This is a genomic window from Pontibacter sp. SGAir0037, assembly GCF_005491705.1.
Lineage (GTDB): Bacteria > Bacteroidota > Bacteroidia > Cytophagales > Hymenobacteraceae > Pontibacter.
In genome coordinates this window covers 504,310-523,393 of sequence record NZ_CP028092.1, presented here as the reverse complement: position 1 = coordinate 523,393, position 19,084 = coordinate 504,310, and the positions used below count along the sequence as shown (strand labels likewise).

19 protein-coding genes are annotated in these 19,084 nt (G+C 44.1%); 14 read left to right on the top strand and 5 right to left on the bottom strand.

The features are described from left to right. Nucleotides 1-7 precede the first annotated feature (7 nt). From C1N53_RS02170 to C1N53_RS02160, 3 genes are all read right to left on the bottom strand, one after another. Nucleotides 8-802 carry a sensor histidine kinase gene (locus C1N53_RS02170; RefSeq protein ID WP_137757764.1) on the bottom strand — a complete coding sequence of 265 codons (795 nt, stop codon included), beginning with the start codon at nucleotides 800-802 and terminating at the stop codon, nucleotides 8-10. Continuing rightward, nucleotides 799-1,155, bottom strand: coding sequence for a hypothetical protein (locus C1N53_RS02165; RefSeq protein ID WP_137757763.1), 357 nt, complete (start codon nucleotides 1,153-1,155; stop codon nucleotides 799-801). The genes C1N53_RS02170 and C1N53_RS02165 overlap by 4 nt, the downstream gene beginning before the upstream one ends. Before the next feature lie 306 nt (nucleotides 1,156-1,461). Then, complete coding sequence (locus C1N53_RS02160) at nucleotides 1,462-1,812, bottom strand: hypothetical protein (RefSeq protein WP_137757762.1); 351 nt, start codon at nucleotides 1,810-1,812, stop codon at nucleotides 1,462-1,464. Nucleotides 1,813-2,086: 274 nt separating this feature from the next. Between C1N53_RS02160 and C1N53_RS02155 the strand changes: the two genes are divergently transcribed. The 14 genes from C1N53_RS02155 (at nucleotide 2,087) to C1N53_RS02095 (ending at nucleotide 15,980) form a co-directional block, all read left to right on the top strand. Further along, the gene (locus tag C1N53_RS02155) at nucleotides 2,087-2,572 is read left to right on the top strand and encodes a hypothetical protein (protein WP_240773358.1); all 486 of its coding nucleotides are present in this window, start codon (nucleotides 2,087-2,089) and stop codon (nucleotides 2,570-2,572) included. Beyond that, nucleotides 2,491-2,805: a hypothetical protein gene (locus tag C1N53_RS22735; RefSeq protein ID WP_240773357.1), complete on the top strand. Its 315-nt coding sequence runs from the start codon at nucleotides 2,491-2,493 to the stop codon at nucleotides 2,803-2,805. Before C1N53_RS02155 ends, C1N53_RS22735 begins: the two co-directional genes overlap by 82 nt. Nucleotides 2,806-2,868: 63 nt before the next feature. Beyond that, on the top strand, nucleotides 2,869-3,468 hold the full coding sequence (locus C1N53_RS02150; RefSeq protein WP_137757761.1) for a hypothetical protein: 600 nt from the start codon (nucleotides 2,869-2,871) through the stop codon (nucleotides 3,466-3,468). A gap of 91 nt (nucleotides 3,469-3,559) precedes the next feature. After that, the gene (gene trxA, locus C1N53_RS02145; RefSeq protein WP_137757760.1) at nucleotides 3,560-3,865 is read left to right on the top strand and encodes a thioredoxin; all 306 of its coding nucleotides are present in this window, start codon (nucleotides 3,560-3,562) and stop codon (nucleotides 3,863-3,865) included. Between the two features lie 273 nt (nucleotides 3,866-4,138). Next, on the top strand, nucleotides 4,139-4,561 hold the full coding sequence (locus C1N53_RS02140; protein WP_137757759.1) for a hypothetical protein: 423 nt from the start codon (nucleotides 4,139-4,141) through the stop codon (nucleotides 4,559-4,561). Nucleotides 4,562-4,714: 153 nt separating this feature from the next. After that, nucleotides 4,715-4,900: a hypothetical protein gene (locus C1N53_RS02135; RefSeq protein ID WP_137757758.1), complete on the top strand. Its 186-nt coding sequence runs from the start codon at nucleotides 4,715-4,717 to the stop codon at nucleotides 4,898-4,900. Nucleotides 4,901-4,925: 25 nt separating this feature from the next. Beyond that, complete coding sequence (locus C1N53_RS02130; RefSeq protein WP_168193935.1) at nucleotides 4,926-6,650, top strand: IPT/TIG domain-containing protein; 1,725 nt, start codon at nucleotides 4,926-4,928, stop codon at nucleotides 6,648-6,650. 334 nt (nucleotides 6,651-6,984) lie between these two features. Further along, the gene (locus tag C1N53_RS02125; RefSeq protein ID WP_240773356.1) at nucleotides 6,985-8,256 is read left to right on the top strand and encodes an efflux RND transporter periplasmic adaptor subunit; all 1,272 of its coding nucleotides are present in this window, start codon (nucleotides 6,985-6,987) and stop codon (nucleotides 8,254-8,256) included. Nucleotides 8,257-8,396: 140 nt separating this feature from the next. Further along, nucleotides 8,397-9,116 (top strand): ABC transporter ATP-binding protein, encoded by a 720-nt coding sequence (locus tag C1N53_RS02120; RefSeq protein WP_137757756.1) that lies wholly within the window; start codon nucleotides 8,397-8,399, stop codon nucleotides 9,114-9,116. Then, entirely contained in the window at nucleotides 9,097-9,378 is a 282-nt protein-coding gene (locus tag C1N53_RS02115; RefSeq protein ID WP_137757755.1) for a hypothetical protein, read from the top strand. Before C1N53_RS02120 ends, C1N53_RS02115 begins: the two co-directional genes overlap by 20 nt. Nucleotides 9,379-9,505: 127 nt before the next feature. After that, nucleotides 9,506-10,252, top strand: coding sequence for a toast rack family protein (locus C1N53_RS02110; protein WP_137757754.1), 747 nt, complete (start codon nucleotides 9,506-9,508; stop codon nucleotides 10,250-10,252). 536 nt (nucleotides 10,253-10,788) lie between these two features. Then, nucleotides 10,789-12,663, top strand: coding sequence for a peptidase M61 (locus tag C1N53_RS02105; RefSeq protein WP_137757753.1), 1,875 nt, complete (start codon nucleotides 10,789-10,791; stop codon nucleotides 12,661-12,663). Between the two features lie 192 nt (nucleotides 12,664-12,855). Next, nucleotides 12,856-15,168 carry a TonB-dependent receptor gene (locus C1N53_RS02100; RefSeq protein WP_137757752.1) on the top strand — a complete coding sequence of 771 codons (2,313 nt, stop codon included), beginning with the start codon at nucleotides 12,856-12,858 and terminating at the stop codon, nucleotides 15,166-15,168. Further along, nucleotides 15,168-15,980 carry a DUF4249 domain-containing protein gene (locus tag C1N53_RS02095; RefSeq protein ID WP_137757751.1) on the top strand — a complete coding sequence of 271 codons (813 nt, stop codon included), beginning with the start codon at nucleotides 15,168-15,170 and terminating at the stop codon, nucleotides 15,978-15,980. The genes C1N53_RS02100 and C1N53_RS02095 overlap by 1 nt, the downstream gene beginning before the upstream one ends. An 84-nt stretch (nucleotides 15,981-16,064) precedes the next feature. On the opposite strand, the gene C1N53_RS02090 is transcribed toward C1N53_RS02095, so the two are convergent. Beyond that, nucleotides 16,065-16,880 carry a purine-nucleoside phosphorylase gene (locus C1N53_RS02090; RefSeq protein ID WP_137761347.1) on the bottom strand — a complete coding sequence of 272 codons (816 nt, stop codon included), beginning with the start codon at nucleotides 16,878-16,880 and terminating at the stop codon, nucleotides 16,065-16,067. Between the two features lie 169 nt (nucleotides 16,881-17,049). Continuing rightward, nucleotides 17,050-18,813 (bottom strand): signal peptide peptidase SppA, encoded by a 1,764-nt coding sequence (gene sppA / locus C1N53_RS02085; protein ID WP_137757750.1) that lies wholly within the window; start codon nucleotides 18,811-18,813, stop codon nucleotides 17,050-17,052. Nucleotides 18,814-19,084: the final 271 nt, after the last annotated feature.

Sequence of the window (19,084 nt, the reverse complement as noted above, 5' to 3'; positions counted from 1 at the left end):
AATAAAATTAAAGGTAGGCAATAGGAACTACAATTGAAACTCTAACACCGCCACCTTTTGTAGAAAAAAAATCGAAGGTACCATCTATTATTTCTATCCTGCCCTGCAGATTGGTTAAACCGAGACCCGGCTTGGCAGCTTGGATGGCAGAAATCTGGGCCTGGTAATCAAAACCCTTCCCATTATCAGTGTAAAGCACACGTAGCATATCAACTAAATAAACAAGTTCTACCCGAATCAACGTTGCTTCACTATGCTTTAATGTATTGTTGAGCAATTCCTGCAGCACTCTGAAAATTGCCAGTTCTACTTTAGGCTGAAGCTTCTTTTCACCTGCATGAACAAATTCGAAAGTAATACCGGCGTGCTGCGGAATAGCTCTTCTAATAGATTCCACGGCCTGCACTAAACCAAATTTTTCCAGAATTGCCGGCATCAGATCATGGGAAATGCGCCGTGCACTTCCGATTACTTCATCTAGAAGCCCCTTTATCATTTGGCCCTTCGCTAATGCTTCAGGAGAGTCTTTCACCTCTGCGCACAGTTGCCCGACATGCAGCTTCACAAGCGCCAGCATCGCCCCCACATCATCGTGCAGGTCGCGGGCCAGTCTGCGCCGCTCATCTTCCTGGGCCTCCAGCGCAGCCTCTAGCAGTTGTTTCTGCTTTGCTCGCTGCAGGTCGCTTATATGCTGATGATGTAAAATCAGCCGCTTTTGGTATCGCAATACAAATACAACAATACCGATAGCCAGCAGAAACAGGATGGCAGAGACAGAAATAACTGGTAAAACTAGCTTCATTTAGCGGGGGCTTTTCGCATGACGACCATTAGCAACAGATTAAAAGAAATTGTTAAAAGAATAGTAATGTTAACCAGCATTCTGGCGTCTTCATATGAATGCGCCATTACTTCATTCAGAAATGAAAATACAGTTGCAGTGCCTGCATAATAGATAACGATGCCGGCGCTAAGCAAGAACATCGGGTCGTGCTCCAGAAACAGCTTATCCATATCATTGAACACTTTATAAAAGTATAGCAAGGCTAACAAGATCAACAAGGCGCTTCCAACTGATCTGGGGTAAGAATTCAGCCTGGCTATACTTTCTAAATAAACAGCATCTACAACACAGAAAGCTACGAACAGCGCCATAGAAGCCACCACTGCTATTCGAACAGACTTTCTTAAGAATGTTATACAATACAGAGAGGATAAAAACAGGTATTCAACAGGTATATATACATGAGAAAGCCATAAATTATTAATATTTAATAGCCCCAGAATATGCCCGCCTATTTCGATAAACAACAGGAATACAATGTAGCAGAGTAAGATCTTAACGAATAAACCTCCACCGCTTTTCAATTTAGCTATACCTACAACAAAAGTTGCTATTAGCGTTATAATAGAAATGTTAATTAATACCTGGTTTAAAAGCATTATAAAAATTATTCTTGTTTAGCCGATGCCGCCTCCCAGGTCACCTGAGCTGCAGGTAGGTGGGCACAAAGCCGATCGGTCTACTATTTCACCATCTTCCATGTCGGTGCCGTTTTCATCAACACCTACCAGGATTAACTGCTGTGTACCTACTTCATCCAGTGCATAGTACATCCTGATGCCAACACAATTTTCCTGCTGAAGTATCTTCTCGATCCATTCTCTGCCGAACATATGCGCCTTTACATACTTTTTAGGCTTTTCAGCTTCAGCTGCAAGCGTATCCTGTTTCTTTCTGTAATTTGCAGTCCAGGCTGCTGCCTCTTGTAAAGGAATCGGGCCTCCTTCGGAGCCATTAAAAATTGCCATATAGTAAAAAATAAGGTTGAACACCTTAAATATAGCAAATTTTGAATTTATCATAACACTCCTGTTTTGACATTACATCAAGATAAAGCCAAAGTTTTTCACAGCGTTCAGGTGTTGTTTTTAAAAGCACCCCTAACAAAAGCCGAACTTAGTTATTTAATAATTACTCTCAAAAAAAGAATTAATATAAAACCGTGTAGCCATTTATATCAGATTATTTCTATCTTTATTTCGCTTTAGCAGCCACCATAGAACCTTCTTAACTATATGCCATATGCGTCAGCTTTTATTCACCCTGCTTCTTTTATTCCCGGCTGTATGCCAGGCACAGGATATTCTGATAAAACGCAATGGAGATGAACTGGAAGTTAAAGTGCAGGAGATTACTTTATCTGAAGTTAAGTATAAGCGTTTCGACAACCTGGAAGGCCCGCTTATTTCTATTGCCAAACAAGATGTATTTATGATTAAATATGAGAATGGCACCAAGGACGTCTTTACCAATACGGCACAGCCTGCTGCCGCTCAAACAAGAGTACCTGCAATGCGCAATTATGAGCCGGAGCATCTCAAACTATCAGGGCCACGGATCGGCTTTACATTGCTTAGCCAGCGCTATACCAACCATATTGCAGACGAGTACGATACCGATGTAAACCCATTCATGACACAGTTCGGTTGGCAGTTCGAAACCAAATTTTTACGCTCGAGAATGGCGTATCGGGGCTGTTTGAGTTTGTACCCCTTATTGGAGGTTTAGAGCAGGGAAAGTTTTTACCGAGCCTGAGTGCTCTGATAGGCGTAAGAGGTGCCAGGGGTTTTGAATTCGGCCTCGGGCCAAATGTAGCCATAAGTGGGGCCGGACTGGTATTAGCTGTTGGCACAAACTTTCAAAGCCAGGGCATCAATTTTCCTGTAAACTTTGCGGTAGCCCCTTCCAGTGACGGTGCCCGCTTTAGCTTGTTACTTGGGTTTAATTCCCGCAGAAATTAAAGAACAGCTCCTGCCCTTCTATACTCAGAAACAGAGCGCTTTCATAATTTAACCTTTCTCTTCATGAAATATGTACTGGTTTGTTTTATGCTCCTGTTCCTGTTAAAAGGTGTTAATGCTCAGGATACAATATTCAAACAAAACGGAGATGAAGTAATTGGCCGGGTGCTGGAAATTACTCTCTCAGAAGTTATATACCAGCATCCTGATTCAGCAGAAGGCAGAAAGTGGGCTATCCCGAAGCAGGAAGTATTTATGATACGCTTCGCCAATGGCACTAAAGAAGTTTTAGAACAGCTAAATTTAAGTTCTGAAGCTGTTGCAGCTCCCACATTAACTGCCGAGCAATTATACCTGCTAGGTCGCGAAGACGCATTAAAATACTATACCGGCAGTAATGCTTTCTGGGGTTCGTTTGCTTTTTCTCTGTTGCTCTTTCCCTATGGTTATATCGGTTCTGCTGCTATAGCACTTACACCTCCTAAAATCAAGACGCATTCTATTCCGGACCTGAACCTATTGGCAGAACCGAGCTACAAGACAGGCTATCAGGAACAGGCTTTCAAGCAAAAGAAAAGAAAGGCTGTTGCCGGAGCTGGTGCAGGTACAGCTGTTATAGTTGGAACCGTTATTATTATTTTGAGCGCACTGGGAGCACAGTAAGCCATAACAAAGGATACCCTGTACTGCATAGAAGTATTTAATCTTTTAAGTGCCCTCTTCGTAAAAACTTTTCAAATCAGTTTCATGAACTATGGCTAAGAAATCTTTTTCTGAATTAATTAAGAGTCCTGGAATGCCTGTTTTGGTGGATTTTTATGCTGACTGGTGTGGCCCCTGCAAAACCATGCATCCGGTAGTAGAACAGTTGGCCCAGGAGTTTTCGGGTAAATTAAAAGTGATAAAAGTAAATGTTGATAAAAACCAGGCAGCAGCTCAACAGTTTCGGGTGCAGGGGGTACCAACCTTTATTTTGTTTAAGAATGGCGAAATTGTCTGGAAACAAGCCGGAGCTGTACCCGGTCATCAGCTGGCACAGGTAGTGCAGCAGAATATCTGAACAACATAACAGGGGCTGGTATGAAAGCAACAAGGGCATAGTAGCTCTATACCTCCCCTGCTTTTCCTCTCCCATATCTCATCTTAGCGGCTGCATACACTTCCGGTAAGCCAGCCTTATTTACCTGTAGTTTCTGCAGGATACCTACTTCCGACCGTGGTTCAGCATGCCTACGGAAGAGGGTACAAAAATTTAACATTAAATTTATAATATATAGCTTTTGTTATAAATAAAATATTTATATTCGCTGCTTCAAATATTTATAACCTTTTTATGAAAAAATTTTTACTTGCTATGATGGCAGCTACAGTTGCCACCTTCTCCTGCTATGCACAAGCTTTACCTGATTCAACTGGTGCTCAAGTACTGAAGCCTCAGGCAGGCAATGTTTCCACAGAGTTAAACATTAATCCCTTTAACGGCAGTATCAGCTTAAACAACAGCTTTAACCAGCTTAAATTCCGCTTTTTCACAGCGCCTAATTTTGCTCTCAGGCTTGGGGTAAATGCTAACCAATCAAGCAGTACAAACGAAAATTCAAATCCTTATGGCACAAACTCCTATGTTTACGAGGAGACCCGTAGTACGACAACATTTGGATTAAACATGGGTATAGAAAAGCACTTCGCCGGAACAAGAAGGCTTTCTCCTTACATAGGAGCAGATCTTGCCATTGTTAACAAAAATTCGTCATAGGAAATAACAAGCGGACAGGTAAAAACAGAGGTTACAGGTGCCTGGCTGCTAACGACATACAACCCCAACAATCCTTCTTATCCTTTATCAAGTTTTAGCGAACCAGGATACTTCCGCTATGGAGTGAATCTGGTAACTGGTTTCGATTTCTACATGGCCAAAAATCTTTTCTTCGGCTACGAAATGAACTTTGGGTTTAGCAAGTCTGATAACAAAGAAATTGAGGTAAAGCAAACAGGCACCGGAAGCTCTCCTATCACTATGAATGATATTAAAAGTTCTAACTTCTCATTTGGCCCGAACCTGATGAATGGTGTTAGAATTGGCTATGTGTTCTAAAACATCGACCGCAATAAGCTTCTATATGAACAAAATCACGTTTCGCTCTGCTTTCTTTTTCATCCTTTTCTCTCTCCTGCTGTTCCAGAGCTGCAAAAAAGAGGAAGATGAAGTACATCCTGAGGTACAGACGCTTGAGCTAACAGCTCTTTCGCCTTCCAGAGCCATGTTGCGAGGGAAGGTTGTTAATAAAGGCAAGTACAATATTACCGATTATGGTTTTATGTATGGCTTTACACCTGATTTAAGTGAATACAATGGCTTGAAGCTTTCTTTAGGCAAGGATGCTCCCGCTGGCGACTTTAGCAAAGAAGTAACCGAACTTAATAATATGTATAACAACTATTATTATGACCGCACACTGTATGCCAGGGCTTATCTGACCAACGAAAGAGGTACAGTATTCGGACAGGTTGCTTCAGTTATGCTTCCGTCGCCAAATGTACAGAGCATTGTACCTGCCAGTGGAAGAGCCGGAGACAGAATTACAATAAACGGGCAATTCTTTGCAAGCAGTCCAGGCGAGGTAAACGTGAAGTTTGCTAATATTTCAGCCAGGGTAGTAGAGGTGAGTTCCTCTAAAATAGTGGTTGAAGTACCTGTTGGAATTACAGACAATTATTATAGCTATAGTTACAACTATAACCAGATCCCTGTAGTGATTACAATGGGTAACCAGAACCTGAATGTCACTTCCAGTTTCCGGTTAATTCCGACAGTAAGAGATTTCGCACCAAAGTCTGGCCCTATCGGAACAACTCTGACTATTTCTGGAGATAACCTGCCCAACTCTTACTACAATTATTACCAAACCCTGCGTGTGTACCTGGGCGATGTAGAGGCATCAGTTTCAAGCTATAATTCATCCGGTAGCTTTCAGGTGGTTGTGCCAAGCACGATCAGCACCAAAACGTTTGCTATATCTGTCCTGATTAATGGTGTAACCACTGTTCTTCCAGGTGAATACACCGTTACCGCGCCTACTATATCCTCTATTTCACCAGCTTCAGGTCTGCCGGGAAGTACGTTTTCGCTTTTCGGCTCCAATTTTCCTTACTACTACTCTTATTACTATAACAACGATCTGAATGTAAAGATAGGAGATATTCCAGCCGCAGTACAATCGGTATCTACCGGACAAATATCTGTTATGGTTCCGCAGGATATGCCTGCCGGTAATTACAAAGTAACTTTAACAGTTGGACCAAACACTGTTGAGGCACCCCAGCAGTATAAAGTTACTTCTCCCTCTGTTACTGGTTTCTCCCCTTCTTCGGGAGGTGTAGGTAAAGAAGTTACTATAAACGGCACTTTCCTGCCGGGTGCTTACTATGATGTGTACTTTGGTACAGTGGCTACAAATGCCTACAGTGTTTCTGCTGGTTCGCTCAAAGCAACAGTGCCAGCCGGAATAAGTGCCGGTAAAGTAAAAATAACAGTACAGCATGGCAGCCAGAAAATAGCAGCTGACGATGATTTTACGGTTTTAGCACCAAGCATTGTGTCCTTCTCGCCAAGTACGGGAGTAGCCGGAACAGCAGTTACCATTAACGTTGCAGGCTTTACACCCTCCACCTACTACTACTATACAACTGTTAAATTCGGAACCACCGAAACCCCGGTTATAAGTGTAGGCGAAAACACGATTCGTGCCATGGTACCTTCCGGTGTAACTGGCTCTATGAAAATAAGCGTGACACACAACGGGCAAACCATTATCAGTGAAGATAACTTTACAGTTACAAACTAACACATAGCACTTGACTGTTTAAAGGAGGGCCATTATCTTTGATAATGGCCCTCCTTTTTTATGGCTGTTTAGAAATGAAGCATAAACGCCCGGTGCCCCTTCTTTGGCAACTGTATACCCAGGCTATTTACTTTCAAACAATAGCGCACGCAGGGCAACCAATCTACTTTTCTCCTACACTTCGGCTACTATATAATAAGTGTTCGCATGCAGACACCAGAATGTACGAAACCGGACACTCTATGCAAACCAAACGCTTATATTACAATTTAATTACCTGATTATCAATTATATAAATTTCATGGCACATTTCTTGGCATCAGGTTTACAGACTATGAAAAATTCGTCATCTACTATGGATCGTGTTATAGAGAAAAAGAGATTTACTCCTAAAAGGATAGCCATTATAGCTGCTGCAGGCGTTACGTTGGTATTTGTGGTGTATAGCCTGCTTTTTGCCGAACACTCCTCCAAGCTGAATGTCGACAGCCAGCGCATTACAGTTGGTGAAGTAAAGAATGGCACCTTTCAAGAGTTTATTGCAATAGATGGTTCTGTAGATCCGCTTAAAACTTTTTACCTTGATATTACAGAAGGCGGAAGAGTAGAGAAAATATTTACGGACGATGGCCGCATGGTAAACAAAGGTGATACGCTTATAAAGCTTTCCAACACCACCCTGCAAATTGATTTCATGACCCGTGAAACGCAGCTGTACGACCTGATGAATGAGCGCCAGAATTCAGAAATAACCATGAAGCAGGCACAGATCAGGCAGCTGAATGAGTTGGCAGAAATTGAATACAACCTGGCACTGGCTGAAAGAAAGTATAATCGAAACAAAATACTGTATGCTGAGAAAGCTATTTCGCAGGAAGAGTTTGAGGCATCGAAAGATGAGTATGAATATCTGAAAAAGCGTAAAACATTAGGCGATCGCTCTATAAAACAGGATGCTCAACTGATTGAAGAGCGCCTTCGCCAGCTAGACGAGTCCATTACCAGAATGAAAGCAAACATTGCCATGGCGCGTAACACGCTTAACAACCTGCACGTGGTGGCACCTGTTTCAGGGCAGCTGTCTACGCTTAAAGCAGAAGTAGGCGAATCGAAAGCTGCAGGCGAGAATATTGGTCAGATAGACGATATGAACGGCTACAAAGTACGCGCCTCTATAGACGAACATTATATTTCCAGAGTATATCCTGGCCTTAGCGGTAACTTTACCTTTAACGGCAATACGCACGAAGTAACTATTGCAAAGGTGTTTCCGGAGGTTCAGAGCGGCACATTTCAGGTAGACATGGAATTCCCGAACGGCAGTCCTGAAGGTATACGCCGTGGACAAACACTGCAGATAAAGCTTAACCTGAACGATGGCGGCAATGCCATGCTCATACCCCGTGGCGGTTTTTACCAGAGCACCGGAGGCAGCTGGATATTTGTTATAGACAAATCAGGTGACTATGCTGTAAAACGCAATATTAAGCTGGGCCGCCAGAACCCGCAGTATTACGAAGTGCTCGAAGGGTTAAAGCCAGGTGAAAAGGTAGTGCTTTCCAGCTACGACAGCTACGGTAACATAGATCGCTTACAACTGAAATAGATGAAATTCGAAGGTTTGTGAATGAGCAAAGACGCTGGAGGATTTGTGATTTCCAATCTATACTTTATAGTTCATCATGTGAACACTGCCCTGCTTTTAGTACAAAATAAAACTATAACGACACTTAAAAAACAGAAACCATGAGCAAAGAAAACCTGATTATTGAGACAAACCAGCTTGAGAAGAAGTACATTACCGATACGGTAGAAACAACCGCCTTAGCCGGAGTTAACCTTCGTATTGCGAAAGGTGAATTTGTAGCCATTATGGGCCCTTCTGGTTGCGGCAAATCCACCTTACTGAACATACTTGGCTTGCTCGACAGCCCTTCCGGAGGTGCTCTTCGTTTCCTGGACCAGGACATTAGCCGGGCTTCTGAGCGCCAGCGTGCCAAACTTCGCAAAGAGAACCTGGGGTTCGTGTTCCAGAGCTTTAATCTGATAGATGAGCTGACGGTAGAAGAAAACATCGGCCTGCCACTTACTTACCTTGGGGTACCGCGTGCCGAAGCCCAGAAGAGAGTGCAGACCGCCATGGAGCGTATGGGCATTGCTCACCGTCGAAACCACTTCCCGCAGCAGTTATCAGGTGGTCAGCAGCAGCGCGCCGCCATTGCACGCGCCACTGTTTCTAACCCGAGCCTGATCCTGGCCGATGAACCAACAGGTAACCTGGATTCTGTACATGGCCGCGAAGTAATGGCGCTGCTTTCGGAGTTAAATGAATCAGGAACTACTGTTGTAATGGTAACACACTCTCCTTCCGATGCCGAATATGCACACCGCATTGTTAATTTGTTTGATGGCCAAATCGTAACAGAAAACATCAACACCAAAAAACATGCTGCGGAACTGCTTTAAAGTTTCTTTATCCGGGCACCTTTTCGCGGTGCTGAACACTGTAGGGCTGGGAATTAGTATTGCAACATGCATTACGCTTTCGCTGGATATCAGAGAAGATGTAAACAACAGATCCTCTGCCTCTTTTAATACAGCTATTCCATCAGGTCAGGCAGCGGCAGTTATTCCGGGTAAATGCCATTTCAGCCAGCACAGCCAGCTTGCCTCTGCCCGTATAGCGGCTCCAAAAAGATACCAGCACTGCGCTTGCTTTGCCTCCTGAACCCAAACGCCTGCGCTTTTTTTAAGCGAGGTTAAATTTTATATGAATTGCTGGCATCAGCAGGCAACCAAAGCAGGAGAAACTGTATCTGTTAATAAAACATCATATTTCACTTAAATCTACCATTATGAAAAAGCCGCTACTCCTGCTCCTGTCTGTTTTGCCGCTTTACCTGCTTGTAGCGCAGTCGAAGCATTCTTTCGAGTATACTTTACCGGCTACAGGCGTTAAACAAAACGAACTGACACTCGAGGTGCCAGCAGGTAAGTTAACCCTGAACTCCGGCACTACTTCACTTGTGACTACCCGCATCGATTACAGCTTGCCGGAATGGAAACCTAAAGTAACAACTTCTAAAAACGGCGAAGTTTCAACGCTGAATATCAAGCAGGAAAATTTCAAAAATAAATCTGGCAAACTGGAGAATAATTGGGATGTCAGCATCAACAAAAATGTGCCTTTGTCTCTCCATATAGCCTTAGGTGCTGGCGATGCGACTATTGACCTTCGAAACAGCTCCCTCAGAAAATTGCAAATGGAAACCGGTGCCGGTTCCTGTAATGTAAATCTGCAAGGCAGTAAAGCCGAGCAAATCGAAATCAACACCGGCGTAGGTGAACTGGACCTGGACCTTTCGGGCAACTGGAACCATAACCTGGCTGTTGAAATAAACGGAGGCATCGGTTCTATGAATGTGAAAGTTCCGAAGGGCACCGGTGTAAGCGTACAAACCAGCGTGTTGGGCAGCAAAAGCCTGAATGGCTTTAAAAAGAGCGGCGGTGTTCACAAAAACAGCGCCTACGGAAAAACCAAAAACACCATTACTATACAGATCAGCGGAGGGCTGGGCAGCATCGATGTAACAGAGGTATAGCACTGCTGTACTTTTGCCGAAAGATGTTACGCCAGGCATGGAGCAATTAATTCAAAAGTATTGTTTTCTGATGCTTAAAAGCTCAAGCACTGTGAATGCTTTGCATGAAAGACCAGGACCTGGCGTAATATCATGCGCAACAAATATGTGAGAGTCAATTAAATAAGACCGGTCGTATGGTACCTGTTGCCAACATATTCCCTATGAAAAAGTTAACCTTTCTGCTGCTTGCAGCTACTTTAACAGCAGTACTTGCACTGGTAACAGAAAAGTACACAGCTGAAACCTTGCGTGCTATCGAAAAAGTGCTTCCAATACAATAGACATTTCTTTTTCCGCATAAACTATCGCGACAGGTAGTATATTTGCAGCTTTTCTTTTATCTTTTGTATAGCATAAGCTTTTGTCTGCTCGTCTTCTTTTGGTATAATCAGTTTAAAAGATATTGCTTCTACTGATTTACAAAATATTGCAGCAAACAAAAGCTTATTTCCGTTCATAAGAGAATAAACTTAACGACGTCCGCTTACACATTTATGATGCTTAAAAAGAAGCTGCTTCTCCTGGCCCTGGGCCTGCAACTCGGCATAGCTGGCTTTGCACAGCAAAAAACGGCTGCACCAACAAAAAACTGCCAGGTTACCATAGACCTCACGCAGGTTAAAAACGATAAAGTAATGGTAACCGTATTGGCTCCAGCCATTATGGAGCAGGAAACCATTTACAACATGCCCAAAATTGTACCGGGCACTTATTCTATTTCAGATTTTGGCAGGTTCGTTTCAGAATTTAAGGCTTTTGATAAGGCCGGGCGTGCATTAGCAGTAGAAAAGCTGGACACAAACCGATGGAAAATTGCAAATGCCGCCACATTGCACCGCATTACCTACTGGGTAGACGACACGTTTGACGCTGCTAAAAAAGGAGATGCTATTTTTGAGCCGGGTGGCACCAATATAGAAGAAGACAAGAACTTCCTGATTAACACCTTTGGCTTTATAGGTTATTTTGAAGGGCTGAAACAGATACCCTATGAACTTACCATTACCAAACCAGAAGGGTTTTACGGTTCTACTCCCCTGCAGGCAGTAAGCACAACTGCTACAGCAGACCGCTATTTAATACAGAACTATGTAGAGCTGGCCGATGCGCCGCTTATGTACAACAGACCCGATACCAGTATCGTGAACATTGGTAAAACCGAAGTCCTGGTTTCGGTTTACTCTCCAAGCAAGCGCGTTACCTCTAAACCCATTGCAGAAAACGTAAAAGGCATTCTGGAAGCACAACGCAGTTACCTGGGAGGAACCCTACCTGTTGATAAATACGCATTTATTATCTATGTACCGGAAAAGGCCGGAAAATCCGGTTCGTACGGTGCCTTGGAACATTCTTACTCTTCGGTATACTTTTTACCGGAGATGCCGGAGCAGCAATTCAGCAGCACCATGCGCGATGTGGCTGCCCACGAGTTTTTCCATATTGTAACTCCGCTTTCAGTCCACTCTGAAGAAATTGCCTATTTCGACTTCATAAACCCCAAAATGTCGAAACACCTCTGGATGTACGAAGGCGTAACAGAGTATTTTGCCTCACACGTGCAACGCTACGAAGGCTTGTTTACCACAAACGACTTCATGCAGAAAATCCGCGATTACATTGCCAATTCCAGAACTTATTACAACGATACCCTGCCATTTACGGTGATGAGCGCCAATGTGCTGGATGAGTATGCAGATCAGTATGGAAATGTATACCAGAAAGGAGCTTTGATAGGCATGGCATTAGACATCAGGCTGAGGGAGCTTTCCAACGGCGAATACGGGCTGCGCAACCTGATGCTCGACCTGTCTAAAACATACGGAAAAGATAAACCCTTTCAGGATGACACCTTGTTCGACACCATCACAGAGTTAACTTTTCCACAGATAAGAGAATTCTTTTCACGCTATGTAGAAGGCTCAGAACCTCTGCCTCTGCAGGAGACTTTTAGTAAAGTGGGTATAAGCTACGAGCCAGTTGCTGTAGAGCGGGTAAATTCCTATGGTGGCTTTATACCGGGCTACGACAGAGAAGCCGATAAAATAACCGTAGCTGAAACACGCGAAATGGATGCTTTTGGAAAAAAAATGGGCTTTAAGATCGATGATCAGCTATTAACGCTGAACGGGCAGGAAATCACGCCGTTAAATGTAAAGGAATTATTCAGTACCGATCTTCAGCGCCTGGAAAGCGGAAGCCCTATTGAAATTGTGGTCGGCAGAAAGAATGCCCGTGGAAAAATAAAAAAGAAAAAGCTGAAAGGCGTAGTGACCACGCAGGAGAAAGAGATACCGCACGTTCTAAAGCCTGCCTCTGACGCTACCGAGCAGCAGCAACGCTTAAGAGCCGCCTGGTTAAACGAAGCCTGACTCTTAAAGGCTCTGAATAGCCAGTAGCACTTTTTGAATGCTTAACATACTAATAGCCATACCAGTACAGGTCTGGCTATTACTTTTTGAACATTCTTGATTTTAGTGCTGTTGAGCTTTATTATAAAGCATCTACCTGTAAAATTTCAGTATATTTAAACACATTACTGATTTTACAAAATTTCAGCATACATGCGCCTTAACCATTGCCTGCTACTATACCTTCTCCTCGTGTTAAGTATAGGTTCGGCTTTTGCTCAAAAAACGGCCACGCTTAGCGGTTTTGTTCGCGATGCGGCCTCCCATGAAGCTCTGGTAGGGGCAACAGTAGCTGTTCCTGACTTAAAGGCTGCTGCCGTTACCGATGCACGGGGCTTTTATCGCCTGAACCTGCCTTCAGACAGTATTACGCTTATTGCTTCTTATGTGGGGTATCAGCCTTCTTTAACCACCATTGCCCTGTCTGCCACTGAAACTAAACTGGATATTCTGCTGAAAAACCGTGATAATGAACTGCACGAGGTAGTGGTAGAAGGCACCAGCCTGCGCCAAAAGCTCAATAATACCCAGATGAGCGTAGAGCAACTAACCACACGTGAGGCAAAACTGTTGCCTGCCTTGTTTGGCGAGGTAGATCTTATTAAAACGCTTCAGTTAAAACCTGGCATACAGTCTGGTGGAGAGGGTACGGCAGGCCTTTATGTGCGTGGCGGTGGCCCCGACCAGAACCTAGTGCTGCTGGATGATGCCGTTGTTTATAATGCTTCTCACTTGTTCGGTTTCTTTAGTGTGTTCAATCCGGATGCCGTTCGAAGTGTGGAACTGTATAAGGGGGGCTTTCCCGCCCAATTCGGAGGTCGCTTATCTTCTGTATTGGATGTTAAGCTGAACGACGGCAATAATGAGAAAATAGGTGTAGCCGGCGGTTTAGGTTTAATTTCTTCGCGTTTAACCATCGACGGCCCGCTAATAAAAGATAAATCTTCGTTTATCATATCCGGCCGCAGAACGTACATCGACATTTTCACCAGACAGCTGAACAAGATAAAAGAAGGCGATAAAGGTTACAGCCCCATTCCGGACTATTACTTTTACGACCTCAATGCCAAGTTTAACTATAAATTAGGCGAGAAAGACGAACTCTTCCTGAGTGGTTACTACGGCAACGATATTTTCACTTTTAACGACGATGATTTCAGATTCGGATTTAACTGGGGCAACACAACTGCTGCCTTACGCTGGAATCATAAATTTAACTCCCGCTTTTTTGCGAACACCACCCTGAGCAGTACCGGCTACCAATATACATTGCGCAACGAAATCGACATCTTTAGTATAGACCTGACTTCTAAAGTACACGACCTTAGCCTGAAAACAGATTTTGATTACATCCTGAACAACAAACATACTTTAAAATTCGGCGCGCAGGTAACCAGGCACGCCTTCACTATCGGGCGCTTTAATTTTGATGCCGAAGACAACAGTTTGAATTTAGGTGCTGGCAACGATTATCAGGCGGTAGAACTAGGAGCCTATATATCAGATGATTTTATCGTTAACGAGCGGCTTTCTCTTAATTATGGGCTACGGCTTTCAGCTTTCAGAAGCGACGGCAAAACATTTACAGGTTTAGAACCCAGAGCCTCTGCTAAATACAATGTCTCAGAAAGTGTTGCCTTAAAAGCCAGCTATGCCAACATGAACCAGTATGTGCACCTGGTGGCTAACTCTGGTGCATCACTGCCAACCGATATCTGGTATCCTTCTACAGACTATGTGCGCCCGCAGCGCTCGCAGCAGGTAGCTTTAGGTATAAGCAAGCTCTTTGGAGGAGGAAAGTATATGCTTACGAATGAGCTGTACTATAAATGGATGAAGCGCCAGATAGATTTCAGAGACGGAGCAAACCTTTTTGTGAATGATAGCCTGGAAAGTGAATTTTTGTTTGGTACAGGCGAGAGCTATGGCAACGAAATTTATTTCGAAAAGACCAAAGGCAGGACTACCGGCTGGATCGGGTATACCCTCTCCTGGACCTACCGCACCTTTCCCGGCATTAACGAGGGACGTACTTTTCCTACACGTTATGACCGCCGCCATGATGTTAGTGCCGTGCTCATTCAGCAGCTTTCGAAAAGAATCAGCGTAACAGGTGCCTGGGTATATGGCTCGGGAAACGCTTTTTCTTTGCCTGTTGCACGGGTTATCCTGCAGGACATCCCAGGGAAGGAGCCTACTGTAGTTCCCATTTACACAGAACGAAACGGTTTCCGCTTAGCTCCTTATCACCGCCTCGACCTGGGCCTGGTACTCAAACTGAATTCAAAGCGCGGCGAGTCTGACCTTACGTTTAACGCCTACAACGCCTATAACCGGCGCAACCCATATTTTGTGTATTTTGAGCAGATACGGGACATTACCGGAAGTGAAACGTTAGCTTTTAAAGCGAAGCAGGTGTCACTTTTCCCTATTATCCCATCCCTTACTTACAACTTTAAATTCTGATGAAAGTAAAGCACTTCCTCTATAGCCTTTTCTGCAGCATCGGTATACTTCTCTCTGCCTGCGACATGGAGCAGGAGATCACCATTAATCTCCCGGCCTACACACCTCAGCTAATGGTGGAATGCTACCTGGAGCCCGGCATACCACTTCGGGCCACTGTACTGGAAAGTATGAGCTATTTTGATGCGCCGCAATCTGAGTTGCTTACCGATGTAGAGGTTTACATTACGCACAATGGCAAAAGGATCAAACTTAATTACAAACCGACATATGTTGCGGTACAGGATAAATACTACACCCATCGTTCCCGTGAAATTATGACGGGTAAGCCCGGTGACGTGTATACGCTGGAAGTTATAGACAGTAAAGGGCGCAAAGTAACAGGCACTACAACCATATTACCTAAAGTACCCATTGATACTGTAGAATGGCGATTTAACAGCAAGGAAGAAGCTTTGCTTCTGGCCTCTTTTCAGGACGATGCGAAAACTCCTAATTTTTATCGTTTTATGGTGCACCGGGATAGTTTAACCAGTGGCTCCGATCGCGACTATGTCACGAACGATAACCTGAATAATGGCACTATGGTGACGTTTGGAACTGCCTATAAATACGCCAAAGGCAATACCCTGCTCGTATCGGTTTATAACATAGAAGAACAATATTATCATTTTCTGAATTCTACGGCTGAAGCCAAAAATGCCAATGGGAATCCCTTTTCGCAGCCTTCTGTCTTAAGATCAACTGTAAAAGGTGGATATGGAGTTTTCACCAACCTCGCCTACGATAGAAAGGTTGTCATTATCAAGTAGCATTTTACAAACAAAGCAGAAGCCCTGACTGATGGTAGCCATCAGTCAGGGCTTCTGCTTGTAAAGCCGCGCATTGAACAGCCGCTATTGCACCCTGATCAACTCTTTTATCAGCATGGTCATACGGGGTTCAGCCTTTGCAGCGGCTTCCAGTATGTCTGCCAGGGCTACTTTTTTAATGCGGTCTGGCGTGCACATATCGGTGATTACAGAAACTGCAAAAACAGGCATATTCATGTGGCGGGCAGCAATCACTTCCGGCACCGTAGACATACCAACGGCATCTGCTCCAATCACAGACAAATAACGGTATTCGGCCTTCGTCTCCAGCATCGGTCCGGGCACGCTTACATAAACACCTTCCCTCAGATCAAAGTCGGCATCTTCTGCTATAACCATTGCCTGCCGTACCATCTCTTCATCATACACTTCGCTCATATCGGGGAAGCGCGGGCCAAGTTCATCTATGTTTTTGCCGATAAGCGGGTTAAAAGGTTGCAGGTTGATATGATCCGTCAGTACCATTAAATCGCTGGTGTTAAACTGTGGGTTTAGTCCTCCGGCAGCATTGGAAACAAACAGCTTCTGTACTCCCAGCAGCTTCATAACCCGCACCGGAAACACTACCTGATCCATGCTGTATCCTTCGTAATAATGGAACCTGCCCTGCATTACGATCACATTTCGACCGGCCAGCTGCCCGAAAATCAGCCTTCCGGAATGGCTTTCTACTGTAGAAACCGGAAAATGCGGAATATCGGCGTAAGAAAGGCTGTGGGCAATATCAATTTCGTTAACAAGCGCACCTAAGCCCGTCCCTAAAATAATACCAAATTCAGGGGCAAAGGCATTTGTAGCCTGCTGTATATAAGAAGCTGATTCCTGTATCTGCTGGATCATAGCCATAGTTTTAAATAAAAGGATGGGTTAAAATCAAAGACCGGGCAAAGATGCAAAAAAATAAGGTGCTTTAAAATGAAAAAGCTCACCCCGCGTGTATGGGTGAGCTTTTTACAAGTTTGCCAGCACACTGTTAAAGCTGTCAGACAAACGTCACTTTAATATCCTGTTACTGAATAGTCATTTCGTAAGGCATACGTGCCTGCACACCTTGCATGTTCTCTACCTTTTTGTACATCTTGTAAAACGGATACAGCTCACCCAGTTCAGCCTTTACAGCCTTCTCTTTCACCTGGGCACCAGCATCGCCAAACATGCTTTCGAAGAAAGATTTTTTGCGGGGCAGCTGCTTTATCCGATAATCTCCGGCTACTCCGGCTTTAGCAGCAGCCAGCTCTATGGCAGTTTCTAAACCGCCGTGCACGTCTACCAGCCCACGCTCTTTTGCTTCTATCCCGGACCATACTCTGCCCGAAGCAAATTCCTTAAGCTTATCCTGGGTCATGTTTCGGCCCTGGGCAGCTTTGCTGGTAAAGATCTCGTAAATCTTGTTGATCTCACGCTGAACAATCTCTTTTTCGGTATCCGTCATGTTACGGGTTACAGAAGGCACATCTGAAAATTTGCCTGTTCCCACACGATCTACAGTAATACCCAATTTGTTATTCAGGAAGCCCTGTATATTCGGTATTATACCAAACACACCGATACTACCTGTTATAGTGTTCGGGTGGGCCACAATGGTATCGCAACCCATCGCCAGGTAATAACCGCCAGAGGCAGCCACATCCGACATAGAGGCAATAATTGGCTTTACTTCTTTGGTTAACTGGATCTCGCGCCAGATCAGGTCTGAGGCTAATGCACTTCCACCGGGCGAAGCAATACGCAGCACCACCGCTTTTACATTTTTATCCAGGCGGGCATCACGAATGGCGTTGGCATAACGTATACTGCCGATTTCATCGTCGTCGCCTTCTCCGTCTACAATATCACCTTCTGCATAAATTACAGCGATGCGGTTAGAAGATGTGCTTTTTTCTACTTTGGATGGCGCATCTTTATACTTGCTTAGTTGCACCAGCTGGATTTTTTTATCCTGTTCAATGCCTGCCCGTTCTTTCATGTAGGTAACGGCCTCATCGTAATAACCCACATCCGTAATCAACCCAAAACGCTTCGCATCTTCCGGCTCACGTACCAGGAAGTTATCTGAAATATTTTTCAGCTCTTCGTAGGTCGTGTTACGGGCTTCAGCTATTCTACGCAGTTGGTAATCGTTGATTGAGTTCAGGAAAGAGTTTACCTGTGTGCGGTTTGCCTCACTCATCTTGTCGAGCAGGAACGGTTCTACAGCGCTTTTAAACTCCCCGACCTTAAACACATTCGCCTTGATGTCAAGCTTTTCCATAAGCCCTTTGAAGAAATAAACTTCAGAATGCATGCCATTAAACTCCAGGCTACCCATGGGGCTCACATAAATCTTATCGGACACCGATGACAGGTAATAGGCTTTCTCTGAGGCAATATCGCTGTAGGAAACAATAAATTTGCCTGACTCTTTAAATTTAATCAGTTCATCCCTGATCTCCTCCAGCTTGCCCATTCCGGCATCCAGATAGCCGAGGTTCAGGAAAATACCCTCAATGTTTTCATCAGCTTTTGCATTTCGTATTGCCGCTTTAATCTGATCCAGTCCGTCGCTGCTGGAGATCATGCCAAAGGCAAGCCCGAGCTCTCCAAACGGATTTTCTTCTGCACGCTCTGCAATGTTTTTATCCAGCTTTAGCTCTAAAACAGAATTTGAAGTAACTTCTACCTCGCTTTTAGAGGCAGTGCTGGCAGCTATACCAACCAGGATCAGGACAGTAATGAAGGAGAATATGAGCAGGCCCAGGATGGTGGCCAACACATATTTCAGAAAGTTTAACATATAGATGTTGCGTTTGTAGAATTAGTTTTCAATCAGGAGCCAATATACTCCTGTATATACAATAAGCAAAATTAGCACTTATAGTTCAATACTTTTACCACTGTTCGCCCACTACTCGACCAACCAAGCCTTTTTATAGACAGAAGCAGATTTAGAGATTTAAAGATTCGAAAACGTGTAAATTCGGTAATGATAAGATTAACCAGCAACATATCTATTATTCAGAATTACCACATCTTCAAATTTCCAAATCTTCACATTTACTTACCCC

Coding starts and splice junctions, on each gene's coding strand:
- C1N53_RS02090 (WP_137761347.1), bottom strand. CDS start 16,880: ATGATCCAGCAGATACAGGAATCAGCTTCTTATATACAGCAGGCTACA.
- C1N53_RS02150 (WP_137757761.1), top strand. CDS start 2,869: ATGAAATATGTACTGGTTTGTTTTATGCTCCTGTTCCTGTTAAAAGGT.
- C1N53_RS02095 (WP_137757751.1), top strand. CDS start 15,168: ATGAAAGTAAAGCACTTCCTCTATAGCCTTTTCTGCAGCATCGGTATA.
- C1N53_RS02125 (WP_240773356.1), top strand. CDS start 6,985: ATGAAAAATTCGTCATCTACTATGGATCGTGTTATAGAGAAAAAGAGA.
- C1N53_RS02165 (WP_137757763.1), bottom strand. CDS start 1,155: ATGGCGCTGTTCGTAGCTTTCTGTGTTGTAGATGCTGTTTATTTAGAA.
- C1N53_RS02120 (WP_137757756.1), top strand. CDS start 8,397: ATGAGCAAAGAAAACCTGATTATTGAGACAAACCAGCTTGAGAAGAAG.
- sppA (WP_137757750.1), bottom strand. CDS start 18,813: ATGTTAAACTTTCTGAAATATGTGTTGGCCACCATCCTGGGCCTGCTC.
- C1N53_RS02105 (WP_137757753.1), top strand. CDS start 10,789: ATGATGCTTAAAAAGAAGCTGCTTCTCCTGGCCCTGGGCCTGCAACTC.
- C1N53_RS02110 (WP_137757754.1), top strand. CDS start 9,506: ATGAAAAAGCCGCTACTCCTGCTCCTGTCTGTTTTGCCGCTTTACCTG.
- C1N53_RS02130 (WP_168193935.1), top strand. CDS start 4,926: ATGAACAAAATCACGTTTCGCTCTGCTTTCTTTTTCATCCTTTTCTCT.
- C1N53_RS02100 (WP_137757752.1), top strand. CDS start 12,856: ATGCGCCTTAACCATTGCCTGCTACTATACCTTCTCCTCGTGTTAAGT.
- C1N53_RS02140 (WP_137757759.1), top strand. CDS start 4,139: ATGAAAAAATTTTTACTTGCTATGATGGCAGCTACAGTTGCCACCTTC.
- C1N53_RS02170 (WP_137757764.1), bottom strand. CDS start 802: ATGAAGCTAGTTTTACCAGTTATTTCTGTCTCTGCCATCCTGTTTCTG.
- C1N53_RS02160 (WP_137757762.1), bottom strand. CDS start 1,812: ATGGCAATTTTTAATGGCTCCGAAGGAGGCCCGATTCCTTTACAAGAG.
- C1N53_RS02115 (WP_137757755.1), top strand. CDS start 9,097: ATGCTGCGGAACTGCTTTAAAGTTTCTTTATCCGGGCACCTTTTCGCG.
- C1N53_RS02155 (WP_240773358.1), top strand. CDS start 2,087: ATGCGTCAGCTTTTATTCACCCTGCTTCTTTTATTCCCGGCTGTATGC.
- C1N53_RS02135 (WP_137757758.1), top strand. CDS start 4,715: ATGGCCAAAAATCTTTTCTTCGGCTACGAAATGAACTTTGGGTTTAGC.
- trxA (WP_137757760.1), top strand. CDS start 3,560: ATGGCTAAGAAATCTTTTTCTGAATTAATTAAGAGTCCTGGAATGCCT.